The sequence below is a fragment of the Gilvimarinus agarilyticus genome, assembly GCF_000832015.1.
In the GTDB taxonomy this organism is placed as follows: Bacteria; Pseudomonadota; Gammaproteobacteria; order Pseudomonadales; family Cellvibrionaceae; genus Gilvimarinus; species Gilvimarinus agarilyticus.
This window is the reverse complement of the sequence record NZ_JXCJ01000001.1, coordinates 1,570,674-1,586,778: the sequence shown is the minus strand read 5'-3', so window position 1 is coordinate 1,586,778 and position 16,105 is coordinate 1,570,674. Positions and strand designations below refer to the sequence as shown.

19 protein-coding genes are annotated in these 16,105 nt (G+C 54.7%); 10 read left to right on the top strand and 9 right to left on the bottom strand.

Features of this window, described 5'->3' with window-relative positions; all coding sequences use genetic code 11:
- Positions 1 to 196: 196 nt before the first annotated feature.
- Complete coding sequence (locus SD69_RS06905; protein ID WP_041522626.1) at positions 197 to 898, top strand: hypothetical protein; 702 nt, start codon at positions 197 to 199, stop codon at positions 896 to 898.
- 16 nt (positions 899 to 914) lie between these two features.
- On the opposite strand, the gene tusA is transcribed toward SD69_RS06905, so the two are convergent.
- On the bottom strand, positions 915 to 1,154 hold the full coding sequence (tusA, locus tag SD69_RS06900; RefSeq protein WP_041522625.1) for a sulfurtransferase TusA: 240 nt from the start codon (positions 1,152 to 1,154) through the stop codon (positions 915 to 917).
- A 250-nt stretch (positions 1,155 to 1,404) separates the two neighbouring features.
- Between tusA and SD69_RS06895 the strand changes: the two genes are divergently transcribed.
- A complete protein-coding gene (locus tag SD69_RS06895; RefSeq protein WP_041522624.1) occupies positions 1,405 to 1,797 on the top strand; it encodes a hypothetical protein in 393 nt (130 codons plus the stop codon).
- A gap of 138 nt (positions 1,798 to 1,935) precedes the next feature.
- Positions 1,936 to 2,217 (top strand): antibiotic biosynthesis monooxygenase family protein, encoded by a 282-nt coding sequence (locus SD69_RS06890; protein WP_041522623.1) that lies wholly within the window; start codon positions 1,936 to 1,938, stop codon positions 2,215 to 2,217.
- Here the strand turns inward: SD69_RS06890 and rlmM are convergent.
- From rlmM to SD69_RS06875, 3 genes are read right to left on the bottom strand one after another with little or no spacing between them, the layout of a single operon-like run.
- The gene (gene rlmM, locus SD69_RS06885) at positions 2,214 to 3,272 is read right to left on the bottom strand and encodes a 23S rRNA (cytidine(2498)-2'-O)-methyltransferase RlmM (RefSeq protein WP_041522622.1); all 1,059 of its coding nucleotides are present in this window, start codon (positions 3,270 to 3,272) and stop codon (positions 2,214 to 2,216) included. The genes SD69_RS06890 and rlmM overlap by 4 nt on opposite strands.
- 9 nt (positions 3,273 to 3,281) lie before the next feature.
- Positions 3,282 to 3,911 (bottom strand): alpha/beta family hydrolase, encoded by a 630-nt coding sequence (locus SD69_RS06880; RefSeq protein ID WP_041522621.1) that lies wholly within the window; start codon positions 3,909 to 3,911, stop codon positions 3,282 to 3,284.
- Positions 3,912 to 3,914: 3 nt separating this feature from the next.
- Positions 3,915 to 4,139 carry a YheU family protein gene (locus tag SD69_RS06875; RefSeq protein WP_041522620.1) on the bottom strand — a complete coding sequence of 75 codons (225 nt, stop codon included), beginning with the start codon at positions 4,137 to 4,139 and terminating at the stop codon, positions 3,915 to 3,917.
- 77 nt (positions 4,140 to 4,216) lie between these two features.
- Between SD69_RS06875 and SD69_RS06870 the strand changes: the two genes are divergently transcribed.
- On the top strand, positions 4,217 to 4,759 hold the full coding sequence (locus SD69_RS06870; RefSeq protein ID WP_052480958.1) for a glycine cleavage system protein R: 543 nt from the start codon (positions 4,217 to 4,219) through the stop codon (positions 4,757 to 4,759).
- A gap of 24 nt (positions 4,760 to 4,783) precedes the next feature.
- Here SD69_RS06870 and SD69_RS06865 read toward each other — a convergent pair whose 3' ends face one another.
- From SD69_RS06865 to SD69_RS06855, 3 genes are read right to left on the bottom strand one after another with little or no spacing between them, the layout of a single operon-like run.
- Positions 4,784 to 5,554, bottom strand: a complete 771-nt coding sequence (locus SD69_RS06865; protein ID WP_052480957.1) for a VIT1/CCC1 transporter family protein — start codon at positions 5,552 to 5,554, stop codon at positions 4,784 to 4,786.
- 30 nt (positions 5,555 to 5,584) lie between these two features.
- Positions 5,585 to 8,269 carry a nitrate reductase gene (locus SD69_RS06860; protein WP_052480956.1) on the bottom strand — a complete coding sequence of 895 codons (2,685 nt, stop codon included), beginning with the start codon at positions 8,267 to 8,269 and terminating at the stop codon, positions 5,585 to 5,587.
- A gap of 5 nt (positions 8,270 to 8,274) precedes the next feature.
- Positions 8,275 to 9,540, bottom strand: a complete 1,266-nt coding sequence (locus tag SD69_RS06855; protein ID WP_041522618.1) for an NAD(P)/FAD-dependent oxidoreductase — start codon at positions 9,538 to 9,540, stop codon at positions 8,275 to 8,277.
- A gap of 327 nt (positions 9,541 to 9,867) precedes the next feature.
- On the opposite strand from SD69_RS06855, the gene trmL reads away from it, so the two are divergent.
- Genes trmL through mnmC form a run of 4 tightly spaced genes read left to right on the top strand, consistent with a single transcriptional unit; the run spans position 9,868 to position 13,384 of the window.
- Positions 9,868 to 10,332 (top strand): tRNA (uridine(34)/cytosine(34)/5-carboxymethylaminomethyluridine(34)-2'-O)-methyltransferase TrmL, encoded by a 465-nt coding sequence (gene trmL, locus SD69_RS06850; protein ID WP_041522617.1) that lies wholly within the window; start codon positions 9,868 to 9,870, stop codon positions 10,330 to 10,332.
- A 54-nt stretch (positions 10,333 to 10,386) separates the two neighbouring features.
- On the top strand, positions 10,387 to 10,833 hold the full coding sequence (locus SD69_RS06845; protein ID WP_041522616.1) for a flavodoxin domain-containing protein: 447 nt from the start codon (positions 10,387 to 10,389) through the stop codon (positions 10,831 to 10,833).
- A complete protein-coding gene (fldB, locus tag SD69_RS06840; protein WP_041522615.1) occupies positions 10,830 to 11,351 on the top strand; it encodes a flavodoxin FldB in 522 nt (173 codons plus the stop codon). Before SD69_RS06845 ends, fldB begins: the two co-directional genes overlap by 4 nt.
- Positions 11,348 to 13,384, top strand: a complete 2,037-nt coding sequence (gene mnmC / locus SD69_RS06835) for a bifunctional tRNA (5-methylaminomethyl-2-thiouridine)(34)-methyltransferase MnmD/FAD-dependent 5-carboxymethylaminomethyl-2-thiouridine(34) oxidoreductase MnmC (RefSeq protein WP_041522614.1) — start codon at positions 11,348 to 11,350, stop codon at positions 13,382 to 13,384. The genes fldB and mnmC overlap by 4 nt, the downstream gene beginning before the upstream one ends.
- Here the strand turns inward: mnmC and SD69_RS06830 are convergent.
- Positions 13,368 to 13,994 carry a DUF502 domain-containing protein gene (locus SD69_RS06830; protein WP_041522613.1) on the bottom strand — a complete coding sequence of 209 codons (627 nt, stop codon included), beginning with the start codon at positions 13,992 to 13,994 and terminating at the stop codon, positions 13,368 to 13,370. The two genes, mnmC and SD69_RS06830, sit on opposite strands and share 17 nt — an antisense overlap.
- A gap of 2 nt (positions 13,995 to 13,996) precedes the next feature.
- Here SD69_RS06830 and SD69_RS06825 point away from each other — a divergent pair, with 2 nt between their 5' ends.
- Positions 13,997 to 14,884, top strand: a complete 888-nt coding sequence (locus SD69_RS06825; RefSeq protein ID WP_052480955.1) for a glutaminyl-peptide cyclotransferase — start codon at positions 13,997 to 13,999, stop codon at positions 14,882 to 14,884.
- Between the two features lie 63 nt (positions 14,885 to 14,947).
- Here SD69_RS06825 and SD69_RS06820 read toward each other — a convergent pair whose 3' ends face one another.
- A complete protein-coding gene (locus SD69_RS06820) occupies positions 14,948 to 15,154 on the bottom strand; it encodes a cold-shock protein (RefSeq protein WP_041522612.1) in 207 nt (68 codons plus the stop codon).
- 202 nt (positions 15,155 to 15,356) lie between these two features.
- On the opposite strand from SD69_RS06820, the gene fnr reads away from it, so the two are divergent.
- Positions 15,357 to 16,094 (top strand): fumarate/nitrate reduction transcriptional regulator Fnr, encoded by a 738-nt coding sequence (gene fnr / locus SD69_RS06815; RefSeq protein ID WP_052480954.1) that lies wholly within the window; start codon positions 15,357 to 15,359, stop codon positions 16,092 to 16,094.
- The last annotated feature ends 11 nt before the right edge of the window (positions 16,095 to 16,105 follow it).

Sequence of the window (16,105 nt, the reverse complement as noted above, 5' to 3'; positions counted from 1 at the left end):
GGGTAATCCGGCAAACAGCGGGGCTACACCCCGCATTAATTTTTGCTGGGCAAGGTATTGTGCAAACGCAAATAAGCATATACCTTATGTAGTGATGGCCCTGTTATTGCGCCGAAGTAAGACGCAAGCCTACTGTGGTTTATACAGCTACTCAGAGTCTCGTCCGGTCCCCGGCCTCATCCAGGAGGTGTGTATTATGAAGACCCCCGTCAAAAGCGACAACTCAGATAATGTCGTTGATTTCTTTTCTGGCAAATCCTTCAGCGAACTCCACGATCAGCGCTTTATTCGCTTGTCCGCCGAGCTCGACGGACTGGAAATGCTCTACTCCAACGAAAGCAACCCAGACAAACTGTTTAGCTTAAAGGTTTTATGTTGGGGCCTTAGGGCCAATGGCGAAGTCGTGGGCCTGGTGCCCTGGCTCAATGACATCGTCGCCTGTACCGATGTTATCGACCCGCTCAACGGGCAGTGGGAAGGCTACTATGATGCCGGCATTGACGAGGTCTTTTTTGACGCGCCCATGCACAAAATCATCGAGCTGGAAACCGCCGCCGAGTACTACGAGCTCGAGTGCGAAAACGATGACGATGTCGTACAAGAGCTACCAGACACCATTGGTACTCACGCGGTATTGGCCAATCAGGCCAACCACCAGTTAACGCTGGTGGAGGTGGTTAGCTGGCGTCTGCTGCACGACGGCAGTATTTACGGCATGCTCACCGATGCGGACAAAGTCAGTAGTACACCGGTGCTGCCGGGGGACGACTGCCTTTACCCGGCCCAAAAGCACATTGAGTTTCGTTACTTTTTTCAGCATCAAATTGCCAACAAGATCAAAGCCGAGGACCCAGAAGCACTGGCGGCGATCTCAATGCTGGTGGAAGAAACCCCGTAACTCGTACCCCCTAGAGTTACCCATTTGCCAAACGGATGGTGTAGTAATACACACCATCCGTTTGCGTTTCGGCCACTAACTCATGGCCTAAAAACAAACAGAACTTTGGAATATCCCGCGTAGTCGAAGGGTCAGTTGCTTCGACTTTAATAACATCACCTGCCGCGTATTTCTTTACCGCTTGATGCAACATCATTACCGGTTCTGGGCAAAGCAGCCCCTTTGTATCCAAAACATTATCAACTTGCTCATTCATAGCGTCATATCATCTTAAAATCGTCAGCAGCCGCTGGCGCTGTTGCTAAACTTAGCGTTAGTAAGCAGTGGCTTTGGCGGCGCTAGTAACAGTACCCGAAAAACCTACCCAGCCAACTCTTTGTATGTAGCTTTTGGCCGTTGTCGCGCAACCACAGTAAAGCTACATCGTACCGAAACTTGCAGGCTACTACGCAAAGCGTGTTTTACCTGCGCCCCCTGTGCGTCACATGACGCGGGAGTTTGTTGCTATGGCGTTTTTGTACGGTTGTGAGCCCAACACCGAGGGCCTCATTCCCGAATCGCACCCGATGTTTAGCTGTCGCAATTTGCAATTAACGCACGATTTATTGCGTGAGCAAGAGCCTGCGCTGGCCAACCAACTACATCAGCTACTGCGCCAAACCGAGCAACACATTAACTCCGAAATACCCCCCGACCATTGCCAAATCGGATTTTACCCGTTAATTAATGAGCTGGGCGCGCAGTCTGTCTCCAGCATCATTGCCAACCTTACTGCGCTCGGCAGCCAATGGCTTAAGCAACCACCGCCATCGCAAGCCAGCGCCACATCATTAAAACAACTGCTGGATGAGTGGATCGAACTGGGCGACTGGCTCGTTCGCACCGCGGCCGTACATTAGTTGCATTTTACGTTACAATAAAATTAAGACTCCATATTGGATCGTCACCAACAATAGCAACGCTGTCGCCCGTGACAAACAAGGTCGCCGTTAGCGACAGCCACGCCGTAAAATAGCAACACCGTTAAAAGGTACGCCATGATTTACGTTTTAGTCGAAAGGCACATCGCCGACTCTATGGAAAGCACTTACGATGTAGCGGCCAGGTTAGCACTCGAAGCGGCGCACCGTGCGCCGGGGTTTATTTCGGGTGAAACTCTCAGCGATCTGCAACGTCACAACCACCGTTACTTGCTGTCTAAGTGGCGCTCGCTGCACGACTGGAAACAGTGGTACTACAGTGATGAACGTCACGAAGCTATGAACCAGCTTAACCCGACCTTGGCCGATTTTGAAAAAATCACCCTGCTTGAGCGTTAGCGCCCGAGCAAACGGATGTGTCCCGTCACCTCTTCGCGATCGTGATACAACTGTTTAAAAGCAATATCGGCATTAATACCGGCATCCGCCAGCGTTTCGGCCAGCCGGTCAGCCAGCTTAGTCACCTCGGCGTAGCGCTGCTTCATCGGCAGCTTTAAATTAAACACCGCCTCGCGAAACAAGCGTCGCTCGGCCCAGCGACCCATTAAGCTCGCCGTACGGGACGGTTTATCGGCAATATCGCACACCAACCAATCCACCGGCTTTTTCGGTTCATAGACAAAACCGTCCATTTGGTGATGCGTTACCTGACCGGTTTCCATGAGCGACTCGGCCATGGGGCCGTTGTCTACCGCATCTACAAACATACCGCGATTAACCAGCTGCCAAGTCCAACCACCTGGCGCCGCCCCTAAATCGACGCCACGCATACCACCGGCCAAACGCTCATCCCACTCTTCAGCTGGCACAAAATGATGCCAGGCCTCTTCGAGCTTTAAGGTAGCACGGCTGGGGGCGGCCGAGGGCTGACGCAAACGCGGAATGCCCATGACGCAGGCGGCGCTATTATTGACCGGAGCGACACCCACCACGGCGCTATTGCCAGACAAAAACAGTAAATGCAAACGCCATTTAGCCGAGGGGGCCAGGCGTTGATGGCGCTTTAGCGCCTGAATAAACGGCTTGCTAAACTTGCGCGCCAGTGCCGAGAGCGACTTGCCATCGTTGGTGTCAGTGGTTTCTGGCCACACCTCGCAAGCCACCGGCAGCTCTTGAGCGCTCGCCAGTAGCGGCGTTAGGCGATCATCCACCGGCAAATTTTGCAGTATTTCAGCCCCCACAAACCACTGCCGGACAAACATCAAACGCTTAAACTCCAGCTGTTTAATTAAGCGCTCGGCCCCGTCTAGCTCGTGGGTGACAAACTCCACCAACGCACTAGCTGGGTTGGTTTTACTGTAACCGTAAATGCCCCGCCCCGCAGCCAAGTCGTTTAGTTCGGCCGCGCACTCTTTTTCAAAACCACTGCGACAATGCAGATACAGGTGGTTCACGTTAATCTCCTAAAGCGGGCTCACCCGAGCCATAAAATCCGCCGCTGCCTGTGCGGCCATGACGATATGTTGCTGGTGAGTATACCCCGAGCGCACCCGGGGCTTTAAATCGTGATCGCCGTCTTCCAACCAGTGCAGAGCAATAGTCCCGGGCAGGTTATAGCCTGATACTTCTTGCTTATTGCCCAGCTTATCCCGCGTCCCCTGCACGACCAATGCATCACACGGCAGCTGCTTGAGGGTATCCACGCGCAGCTTTTCGGGTTTCGCTGGCGGATGAAACGGATAACCAAAGCACACCACCCCCGGCACAGGGTTTGCTGCTGCTAATACCGCCGCCATACGCCCGCCCATTGATTTGCCACCGATAAACACAGGGCCCGAAAACGCCTGTCGAGCCTGCTCGAGCGCCATTTGCCAAGTGGCGATAAGCTCGGGCTGACGATTGGGTGGGCGCTTTTTGCCCCCGTCGCGGCGCTCCGCCATATAGGGAAACTCGAAGCGGCAGACATTAACGCCCCGCTCGCACAACAGCTCGCTTAATTGCTGCAAAAAGTCGCTGTCCATGGGGGCGCCGGCGCCGTGGGCCAACACCAGGGTGGGCGCACCGGCAGCGGCCCGATTAATCAGTAACTCCACGCGCTAGATACCCGGCGGCAACTGATCGGCCGGCACCAGCGAGGTCGTCTCGATGGCTGGATCGAACACAATCACCACGGTGCGCCTAGCCAATTGTTGGCGCACTTGCTCAACCTTGGTGGCCAGCGGGACATCGGTCTCGCCATATTCTGTGCCCTCTCGGGTCACAAACTCTTCGATCAGCGCATCGAGAGTCTCGGGCGCTAGCTGCTGATGGGGAATAATCATGTTTGCCTGTGTTATCTTAGGGCTAATGTGGCTACGCCACCAATATCCGAGTTATGACAATAAATAAAGGACATCACGTGAACCAGCATCTTGTACTTACTGTAATCAGCGCCGACCGCCCCGGGGTTGTGCAACTGTTGGCCAAAACCATTCACGCCCATCACGGCAGCTGGCTCGAGAGCCGAATGGCGCACTTGGCGGGCAAGTTTGCCGGCATTCTACAGGTCGCCGTACCGGATGAAAATCACTCAGAGTTACTGACGGCGCTAAAAGCGTTGTCGAGCGAGGGTTTACAGGTAGTGGCCGAGCTTGCCGATAGCAACAGCGTAAGTAGCGACAACCACTTTTCCTTTAGTGTGGTCGGGCCCGATCGCACCGGTATTGTCGCCGAAATAGCCGAGGCCTTCGCCGGGCGCGGTATCAGCGTGGAAGAGCTGGAAACCGACTGCTCCAGTATGCCCTGGTCGGGCGAACCCATGTTTGAGGCCACGGGGTTTATCCGGGTACCCGCCGAGGTAGATATGGATGACCTCTACGATCAGCTGGATGTGATTGCCGATGAACTAGCGGTGGATATCCGGGTAGAGCAACCAGAGCCCGGGACCGAATTAACCCATTAACCTGAGACAAGACCTACCCACAGGCTACACGATCAAACCATTTAGCGCGTAGCCAACGCCGTAGGCCAAAAGCGCAGCGGCGCCGCCCATTAGCAACGTCTCGAGCGCCGCGACCCAGCGTGAACTGCCCACCTGAGCACCTTTGGCCGCCCCCACCAACACAAAACTAACAGCGGTTAACACGCTGCTGTACAAGTAAGGCTGGGAAATAACCCCACCACCAATGGCGTTAAGAAAAAATGGCAGCAGCGGCATGGCCCCCAAACTGATAAACGCCACAAAAGTCACCGAGGCCGCTTTGTACGGGTTGGCTGAATCCAGCGTTAGCCCGTGCTCGTCCTGCAGCATGGTGTCAATCCAAAGCCGCTCATCGCCGGTAATGGTGTCGACGATAGACTCCAAAGCATCGCCGGAAAAACCCTTGGCCGCAAATATCTGCCGTACTTCTTCGCGCTCCCCCTCTGGGTAAAGGGCAATTTCACGCTGCTCTTGGCGGCGAGTTTGCTCGCGCAATTGATTTTCGGCACGCACCCCTAAGTAGTTGCTCACCGCCATGCTAAAACCATCGGCAAGCAGGTTTGCCAGGCCCAACACGATAACAACAGTAGCCGACAGCCCAGCGCCGGCTACCCCGGCAACAATGGCAAAGGTGGTAATAGCGCCATCAATGGCGCCATAGATGAAATCGCGTAAATAATTTTGCGCCGGCCCCTGCTCTAGTCGTTTAGCAATCTTGGCCGGCGCGTGACGAGCGATTAGCCGCTCGCGCTCGGTGGGGGTAATTGAGAACGGCATAGCCAAAATCCTAGAGCAATTACGCTGGGCTTATCGCAGCATCGCCTTGAGCTCGGGGATACAGGAGCCGCAGTTGGTGCCACACTTAATTTTGTTGCCCAGCGCCTCAACGCTATCGCATCCGTCACTAATGGCTTTGCGAATGGTTTTTTCGCCCACCTGAAAGCATGAGCACACCATCGCACCTTCGTCTTCGACGCCAGCATCGGGTATACCTGCCAGTATAGCAAAGCGTCCGGAGGCATCGGTCGCCTGCCCCAACTGCTGCTCTAACCAGCGCATTTCGGGGGCGCTTTTTTTATCGGTTGCCGCGCTAAACATCACCTGCAATACGCCGCCGACAAAACCTGCGGTGCGAAAAAACTGATGATCAGAATCCTCTACCGTTACCCAGTCAGAAATTTCGGGAAACTGCGCGTGCGCCCAGGTGCGCCAACAGGGCAGCGACTCGCCCCCGGCCAAGCGAAACTTATAGCCCGTATCCAGGGTGATCTTTGCCCAGTATTCACACTCGGGGCGGATATCTTGGCTGCAAATTAAAAAACCATTCCACGCTTGTCGGAAGGGTTTAATCATTACCGGTGAATGTTTAAATTCCGGCTGTCCACAAATCGGGTCGACATAAGGATTTACTAACGCGTCGGCACAACTGGACGCAGCGTATTTGCCGTTCCAGTGCATTGGCACAAACACCTCACCTACGCGCTGCGATGCCGATGGTTTTACCCGACCGTAATAGACGCTGCCGCGATTTTTCAGCATCGCCAAATCGCCTTCAAGCAAGCCAAAGCGGGCCACATCATCCGGGTGAACGTCGATATAAGGCTCGTCCACATGACCGAGCAATTTGGACGCTGTGCCCGTGCGCGACATCGTATGCCACTGATCGCGAATACGCCCGGTATTCATAATCACCTGATTGGGCAGTGGTGTTTTTACCGGTAGCCGTGCGGTGATGGGCACTAGCCGCGCACGACCATCGGCAGTGTAAAACTGCCCATCGGCAAATAAGCGTGGGGTACCTTCAGGCGACTCAGGGGTTACCGGCCACTGAATGGGTGATAAGTTTTCATAATCCTGCTCGCTAATATCGGCCAGCGCCGAAATATTAAAACCGCGTAGCGCCACCTCGGCGTTATTATCGAGCGCCGATAACGCCGCGTGCTCACGGAATATCTCAACCTGATGTCGGTAATTAAACTGTTCGCCAAAGCCGAGCTTCTCGGCAAAGCGCATAATAATTTGCCAGTCGTGCAGCGCTTCGCCAGGGGGCGACAAAAAGCCTTTTTGAAGAGAGATACAACGCTCGGAGTTGGTCACGGTGCCGTGCTTTTCACTCCAGGTGGAGGCCGGCAATACGACATCCGCCAGTTTGGCGGTATCGGTATTGCCAATACAGTCGCTCACTATCACCAGATCACATTTTTGCAACGCCTCGCGTACCTTGCCGGCATCGGGCATGGTAACAGCCGGGTTGGTAGCCATAACCCAAACCGCTTTAATTTTGCCTTCGTGAATCGCATCAAACATATCCACTGCTTTTAAGCCTTCGTCGCGGGCCATGTTGGGCGCTTGCCAAAACTGCGCCACGCGCTCGATGCTCGCGGGGTTGTCGTACCCCATGTGCGCCGCCAGCTGATTGGCCAGGCCGCCCACTTCGCGCCCGCCCATTGCGTTGGGTTGGCCGGTAATCGAAAACGGCGTTGCCCCAGGCTTGCCGATTTTGCCGGTAGCCAAGTGGCAGTTGATTAACGCATTGCCTTTATCCACACCCGAGGACGACTGATTAACTCCCTGAGAAAATACCGTTACCACTTTTTCGTGAGCGGCAAATAATCGATAAACGTGTTCGATATCCCCGCTTGGAACTTCGCACACCTCGGCGGCTGCCTCAGGGGTCGGCACCTGCTCTGCTGCCACCGCTAAGGCTTCATCAAAACCATTACAGTGCGCGGCGATATAATCGACATCGGTATGACCGTGCTGAGCCAAGTACTGCAATAAACCATTAAAAAAGAAGGCGTCCGAGCCGGGTTTAATGGGCAAATGAATGTCCGCAATTTCACAGGTGGCGGTGCGCCTTGGATCGATCACCACGATCTTCATCTCGGGGCGCAACTCTTTGGCCCGGGCAATGCGCTGGTACACCACCGGATGGGCGTACGCGGTGTTCGAGCCTACCAAGATTAACACGTCGGTTTGCTCTAAATCCTCGTAGCAGCCGGGCACAGTGTCGCCGCCAAAGGCGCGCTTGTGAGCCACCACCGCTGAGGCCATACAAAGGCGCGAGTTAGTGTCGATATTGGCGGTACCCACAAACCCTTTCATAAGTTTGTTGGCAATGTAATAGTCTTCGGTCAGGAGCTGTCCGGACAAATAAAAGGCGACTGAATCCGGCCCATGTTCGGCGATAATTGCCTGAAATTTTTGCGCGGCATAATCCAGCGCCGTGTCCCAGCTGGTGGGCTCGCCCTGAAGCATAGGCGTAAGCAAACGATCGGGCGAGCGCTGGGTTTCGTGCAACGACGAGCCTTTTACACATAAGCGTCCGAGGTTGGCCGGGTGCGCTTGGGTTCCCGACACCGAGACCACCTGATTATCTTGCACCTGGGCGTCCACACCGCAGCCCACCCCACAATAACAGCAGGTCGTCTGAATAGTGGTGCCGACCTCTTGCGGCCGATCGGAAGTAATAAGTTGTGCACTAGAAGTCATAGAGTTTACGCAGCCGCTGGTTCGTCAGAGCTGGCAGCGTAAAACGCCCGCCCCATTAATAAATACTGTGCAATGTCCGAGACATCACGCTTTTCTTGCAGCATAGAAAAATAATCCTGACCGTCGCGGGCATCGCCAAATAACACGGCCCCAACAATGCGGTTGTCACGCAGTAATATTTTTCGGTAAATACCCGCCTGATCGTCGCAATAGAGTAATTCTCGGTGCTCATCGGTGGTTATAAACTCGCCGGCCGAAAATAAATTAACACCGGATACTTTAAGCTTGGTGGGTACCGGGCTATTTTCAAAAGGCCGTTTGATGTTATTGCACAAGCGCTCAGCTAGCGTTGTACATTGATGCCAAATCGGCTCGACCAAACCAAACGTCGCGCCTTTAAATTCGACACATTCGCCTATAGCGCTAATGCTGGTGTCCGATGTGGCCATATAGGCATCGACCGAGACACCGCGATCGCCCTGTAAGCCGGCCGTTAAACCCAACTCTTTATTGGGGGTAATACCGGTAGCAATAACGCAAAGCTTGCAGCTAACGCTCCGACCAGATTTAAACTCGGCCGCTTTTAACTCGTGGGAGCCGGTAAAACGCTCCACCTCATCGCTCAGCATAAAGTGGATGTTTTTGCTTTCCAAAACTCGCTGTAAATAGGTGCCGGCGGCTTTATCTAATTGGCGGTTTAGCAGCCAGCCCGAGCGATGCACCAAGGTTACCCGCAAGCCTTTTAGCGCCAAACCGTAAGCGGCTTCAAGCCCAAGTAAGCCACCGCCAATCACCAATGCATCGGTATCGGTTTTGCGCCCGTGCTTATCGTGAAAGCGGGCCACGTTTAACAGTCGATCGACATCGCGTAAAGTGCGAAAGCTGTAAATATTCTCCAACTGTTGATTTTTAGCGGGGATTTTTGCCGGACGCGAGCCCGTGGCCAGTACCAGGTGATCGTAGCGCAGGCGATTGCCCTCGGTGGTTAACACGCACTTTTGTTCCCGCTCGATGGCCTTAACCTGCACGCCACTGACAAAGCGGATACCGCGGTCGCGATACCACGCCGATGGCTTGCCAATAATCGCTGGCACATCGGTTTCGCCCGCCAAAACCGGCGAGAGCATAATACGGTTGTAGCTGCCCTGGCGCTCATCACCAATCACTGTGATCTCAAAGCCCGAGATATCACGTTTGATCAGCTCGTCCAACAACCGGCCAGCGGCCATGCCATTGCCCACAATCAGTAGTGTTTGTTTGCTTTTACTCAAAACTCGCCACCTTTTGGTGCTGTACGCACCAAGCCCTACCCCGCGTCCGCACCAATCCCGCGCAAACCCACTTGAGCAATATGCACTGCAAGTGAGGCAGTATTGGCTCTAGCGCACCTTTTTTGTGCCGATTGATCCATAAACAGGGGGAATAAACAGATTTAACAGAGAAAAAGCAAAAGCCAGGCCAATAGGCCAGCTCTAATCCAACGCCTTACGCCAGTAGGTGCTCCGGTCGTTGCCGCCAAGGAATAACAGTATTCTTTATGAAGCCAGTTTATAATTAACCCGCATTCTGACAACAGCTTTTTGGAACCCTGCAACGCCATGCTCAATATCGTTTTATTCGAACCGGAAATTCCGCCTAATACCGGCAATATTATCCGCCTGGCGGCCAATACCGGGTGCCAGCTACACCTGATTGAGCCGCTGGGGTTTGTCCTCGACGATAAGCGCCTGCGCCGCGCTGGGTTAGACTACGGCGAGTGGAAAGACCTGCTCACCTATCGCAACTGGGAGGACTTTTTAGCCACGGCGCAGCCCGAGCGGCTTTTTGCCCTGAGCACCAAGGGCACACGCCACCACAGTGATGCCCGGTTTAAACCCAATGACTACCTGCTATTTGGCCCCGAAACCCGCGGTTTGCCTGCCGAGCTGCGCGAGTCCTTACCACCTGAGCAAGTTCTGCGCATCCCCATGCGTGAAGGCAGCCGCAGTATGAACCTCTCCAACGCGGTGTCCGTTATGGTGTACGAGGCGTGGCGTCAGCTGGACTACCCAGGCGCGATTTAAAACCGCGCATCAACACCGTACAATAGCGCCCTTTTACCAATACAGGTAAACGTTATGACACGTGTGCAAATACTCGTCGGCTCTGAGATGGGCACCGCCGAAACCGTTGCCAGCGATATCAAAGACCGCCTCGACAGCAAAGGCATCGAGAATATCGTCAACCCGTTACCCGAGATTGATGACCTGCTCGATCACCCAGACGATACGCTGCTCATCTGCACCTCTAACACCGGCGCCGGCGATTTGCCGGGCAATATTCAGCCGCTTTATCTGTCGCTGGTGCGCGACTTTCCCAGAATTGCCGGTCGCCGTTACGGCGTGATCAATTTGGGCGACAGCAGCTACACCACTTTCGGTGAGGCTGGGCGCGCCATCGATCACGCCATGAGCGAGCTGGGCGCCAGCCGTATTGGCGAGCCATTAGTGTTGGATGCCAGCAGCGGTGATGACCCATCGGAGCTGGCGCTGGAGTGGCTCGACAACTGGACTGCGCAACTATGAGCCGAGCACCCATCGCTTTATTTTACGGCAGCTCCACCTGCTACACCGAAATTTGCGCCGAGAAAATCCGCGCCCAGATGGGTGAGGGCCAGGTCGATGTGTTTAATATCGCCGACACCTCTATTATCGAAGCAGAATTTTACACAAAAGTAATTCTTGGCATTCCCACCTGGGATTACGGTGAGCTGCAAGAGGACTGGGATGAAATTTGGGACGAAATTGATCAGGTAAACTGGCAGGGCAAAAAAGTCGCCCACTTTGGTTTGGGCGATCAAATTGGCTACCCCGAGTGGTTTTTAGACGCCTTAGGATACCTGCACGCAAAAGTGGCCAAGCTTGGGGCGATTCCTTGCGGCTACTGGCCAGTAGATGGCTACGAGTTCGAAGCCTCCAAAGCGCTGATCGCCGATGACACGTTATTTGTCGGGCTCGCACTCGACGACGAAAACGAATTTAACCTAACCGATAGCCGCATTGCCCAATGGTGCGAGCAAGTTAAGGCCGAGTTTGCCCAGTGACCGACACCCCGGACACAAGCCCGGCGCAACTGCACTGGGATGCCGATGGCCAACCGCTATCGAGTGCCTACAGTGATGTGTATTTTTCTCGCCACGATGGTTTGGCCGAAACTCGCCACGTTTTTATTGCGGCCAACCAACTGCCCGCCCGCTTTGCCGCACTTGAGCCTGGCGCCAGCACTGCCTTTACCATTGCCGAGACTGGCTTTGGTACCGGCCTTAATTTTCTAGCCACCTGGCAACTCTGGCGCCAGCAACCGCGCGGCAATAACCGCTTACACTTTATCTCGGTAGAAAAGCACCCACTGGCACTGGCCGACCTAACCCGCGCTCTGGCTTTGTGGCCCGAGCTCGCCCCCTTAAGCGAGCAACTGACGGCGCAGTACCCGGAGTTTGTCGGGCGCGGTCTTCAGCGCCTGCATTTTAGCGACAACGTCAGCCTGACATTAATTATCGATGAAGCCGCCGCCGGTTTTAACTCGCTACTATGGCCCAATCACGCGAGCGCCGACGCCAATATACAACCCAGAGTTGATGCGTGGTTTTTGGACGGTTTTGCCCCCAGTAAAAACCCCGGTATGTGGAGCAATGAACTGTTTGCCTGCATCGCCGAGCTATCGGGTCGCCACACCACCGCCGCCACCTTTAGCGCGGCCGGCGTGGTAAAACGCGGCTTACTCAGTGCGGGGTTTACGGTTAGTAAAGTACCCGGCTTTGGTCGCAAACGAGAAATGATAACGGCAAGCAGAGCGGAGCCAACTGGGGCCCATATCACGCCCTCTCGCTCGGCAGGCTTTCTGCAGTGCGCAACCCAGGCACCGGGGCCGAAAACGGCGTTGGTGATTGGTGCGGGGCTAGCCGGCTGTCATAGCGCGCGGGCGCTGGCCGAATCCGGTTGGCAGGTCATCGTCATCGAACAAGATTCTCCCGCCAGCGGCGGCTCGGGCAATGCGCAGGGGCTGCTGTACGCTCGCTTAAGTCATCGCCGCGAAACCCTACCCCAGTTTAATTTACACGCACTGATGTACGCCCAGCGCCACTATCAACGCCTGTGGCGCGACCACCCAGAGGCCGGCCAGCGCTGTGGGCTACTGCAACTGGCCAGCGGCGAGAAACAAGCCATCGCACAACAGCAGGTAGTGACCGCGCTTGATTACCCCGACTCATTGGTAAAGTACGTTAGTACAACCGAGGCCACAAACTTGAGCGGTGTCCCGCTAAATAAGTCGGGATTGTACTTTGCAAACTGTGGCTGGTTAGACCCTCGCACTGTGTGTCGCTGGCTGCTCAATCATGCCAATATCCAATTGCGCTGTGGCGAGACTGTCGCCCGATTAACTCAGCAAGAGAGCCACTGGCGCGCTCTAACCGCGCAAAACCACACCATTGCCAGCGCCACCATTGCCGTAGTTGCCTGTGCCGAGCGCAGTGCGGAGCTTGCGCAGCTGCAACCGCTACCGCTGAAACCAATACGCGGTCAAGTCAGTACTCTTGCGGCCACTAGCGCCAGTCAGAAGCTCAAGACCGCACTGTGTGGTCACGGATATTTAGCCCCGGCCAACAAGGGTAGCCATAGCTTGGGGGCAACCTTTAATTTAGGGGAGCATGACCTCGCCTTAAATAACGAGGATCACCTGCGCAACCTGCAACATCTGGCGGAATTAGGGCAAGGTGTGACAGAGCTATTTAGCGACCCAGGCCTCGAGCAAGTTACAGACGGGCGTGCGGCATTTCGGTGTACCACACCCGATTACTTACCAGTTGTAGGCCCAGTGCCAGATTACGCAGCGCTTAAGCACGACTTTGCGGAGTTAAGCCGCAACGCCAAAGCCGTAATCAACACACAACCGAGCTACCACGACGGGTTGTATGTCAACTGCGGGCACGGCTCACGCGGCCTGGCTTACGCCCCCATCAGTGCACAGCTATTATGCGATATTATTAACCGCGACAGCGCGCCACTGGATGCTGAGCTGGCTCAGGCGCTGCATCCGGCGCGTTTTGCCTTGCGAGATCTTATTCGGGGGCGCTAGGCGGCTGCGGCAATATAATCTGCGAGCCACTGCCACAGGCAACCACCGTGCGCATCGCCGCCTCGACGGTCACCTCAGGCAGCAAAACCACGCAATCAGCCGGCAAGTGGTAAACAAACCCAGAGGTAGGAATGGGTGCGGTAGGCACATACACAGTGTACTCGCCCGAGGCGTGCTCGGCGGTGACAATACCGGTAACCGATACCGGGCTAGTCGCACCCATAATATAAGCGCGGCATACCTTGCCGTTAAGCAGTGAGGCATTGCCCTCACCACCCATCACCTGAGTCACCATCTCGCGAATCGTGCTGTAGCCCGGCGCTAAACGAGAGAACAACGCATCCAGTTTGCTGTGAATCCAGCGCCCGATTCCTGTTTTAACCAACAGGCCAATGGCAAAGCACACCGACAACACCAGCGCTAAACTCAGCACGTCCGCACTGTGTTCACCGACGGTGATATAGTTAGCCAACCAACGGCTGAGCGGATCGATGGCTTTGCCCAAGATACCCGCCAGCCAATGCAGTAAAAAGACAAAAATGGTCATTGGCAGCACGACCGCCAAACCACCCAGCAGGGTGAGCACCAAAAACGAACGAACGCGAGACATAAGTGAACCTTAGTAAAATATTAACAACCGGCCGGCCGGCTATTATGGCCAATCGTTTCAGAGCAAACAATTTATGTCGCCCGGCACACCGACATTACTTGCTGTTACTGGCCTTGCTCGGGCTGGTGCAGCCAGCTTGTGCCGACGCACTTAAGGCCACCTCACTGCACTACACTTTACTGCAAAGCAGCCCGCAGGACGCACGCTATTTTACTCAGGGGCTGGAGATCCATCAGGGGCAGTTGCTGCAAAGCTCTGGGCTGTACGGCAAATCCAAACTGGTGAGCCGGCCACTTAACGCCGAGCCACAATCACCTGACGCTAAATTGTCCTGGCAGCAGGCGCTGCCCAAAAACTACTTCGCCGAAGGGCTGACAGTATTAGATGATACTGTCTATTTGCTAAGCTGGCGCGAACAAACCCTGTGGCGCTTTGAGCTAAACAGCGGCAAACTTCGTAGTCGCAGCACATACCAAGGTGAGGGCTGGGGGCTTAGCAACAACGGCAAACACCTGATTCGCTCCGACGGTAGCGACACCCTGTACTTTCACGACCCCACCACATTGACCATCGACAGACAAATAGCCGTCACCCGCCGTGGCACAGCAGTTAAAAATATCAACGAACTGGAATTTGCCCACGGGCTTATCTGGGCCAACATCTGGTTTAGCAGCGAGATTATCGCCATTGACCCGGCCACAGGCCACGTCGTGGCGGTGCTAGACGTTGCAGAATTAGCCCGGCGCGAGCGAACCCACAACCCGGACCCGAACGCCGTGACCAACGGTATTGCTTACGATGCGCGCGACGATACGTTTTGGGTGACCGGCAAACACTGGTCCAACCTGTACCAATTAAAACTCAACACCCAACCATTGAACAAACCATAGCGATGTGGAGCGGGCATAAAAAAGCGCCCGTAAAGGGCGCTATTTTAAGGAATACTGGATTTCTTATTCGGGCGTTACATTTTCAGCCTGTGGGCCTTTTTGCCCCTGTGTTACTTCAAAGGTAACTTTTTGGCCTTCGGTCAACGTTTTAAAACCAGAGCCGACAATCGCCGAGAAGTGCACAAACACATCCTGACCACCTTCGCCCTCAATAAAACCAAACCCTTTGGACTCATTGAACCACTTAACCACACCGGTACTTTTTGACATAACAATAACCTTTTGCCGGCCCAGGCCGGATTATGCTCCATAGAAAGCTCAAACCCGCTAATCTGCGCAAGTTCGAGAAACTTACTATAAACCGCCTATTTAGTAGCTGTAAAGGCACAAAGCTTGTGGTTTGCGGGGTTAAAACACAGACACGGATGACGTAATATAGTGGCACCTCAAACGACTATCAGGTTGCGCCAGTATGGGACACACTCCCCTCGCTCGATCCGCACAGGCGCTGTGCTCGCGCTCACATTGCAACAACTGCCGACTTAAGTCCGTTTGCTTACCTCTAAGCCTAAGTCTTGAGGACATCGACCAGCTCGACGCTATTGTCCAGCGCCGCCAGCCGCTGCAGGCGGGCGAGATGCTGTATCGCGCCGGTGACCCTTTTACCGCCATCTACGCCGTGCGTGCCGGTGCGCTTAAAACCTGGACATCCAGCAGCAATGGCCGCGAGCAAATCACCGGGTTTTACTTACCGGGGGACATTGCCGGGCTCGACGGCCCGGCCGACAATCGCCACAGCAATAGCGCTCAAGTGCTGCAAACCAGCTCGGTATGTAAATTGCCCTTCAACCAACTTGAGCAACTTGGCAGTCAGGTGCCGGGGCTGCAGCGCAACCTACTGCAACTGCTTAGCCGCGAAATTGTGCACGAGCAACATCAACTACGTCTGATTAGCAGTGCCTCGGCGCAAACCCGGGTCGCGACATTTGTGCTAGATTTATCCACCCGACAACACCGCCATCAGCTCTCTGCGACAGACATTACCTTACCTATGAGCCGCGGCGACATCGCCAATTTTTTAGGGCTGACGCTCGAAACCGTGAGCCGCACCTTTAGCCAATTACAAAAGCTGGGCGTTTTACAAAGCTCGGGTAAACAACTCACCGTCATTGACCTTGAGCAGCTTCATCATCTCGCCCAAACCGAATAAATATTAGGAAT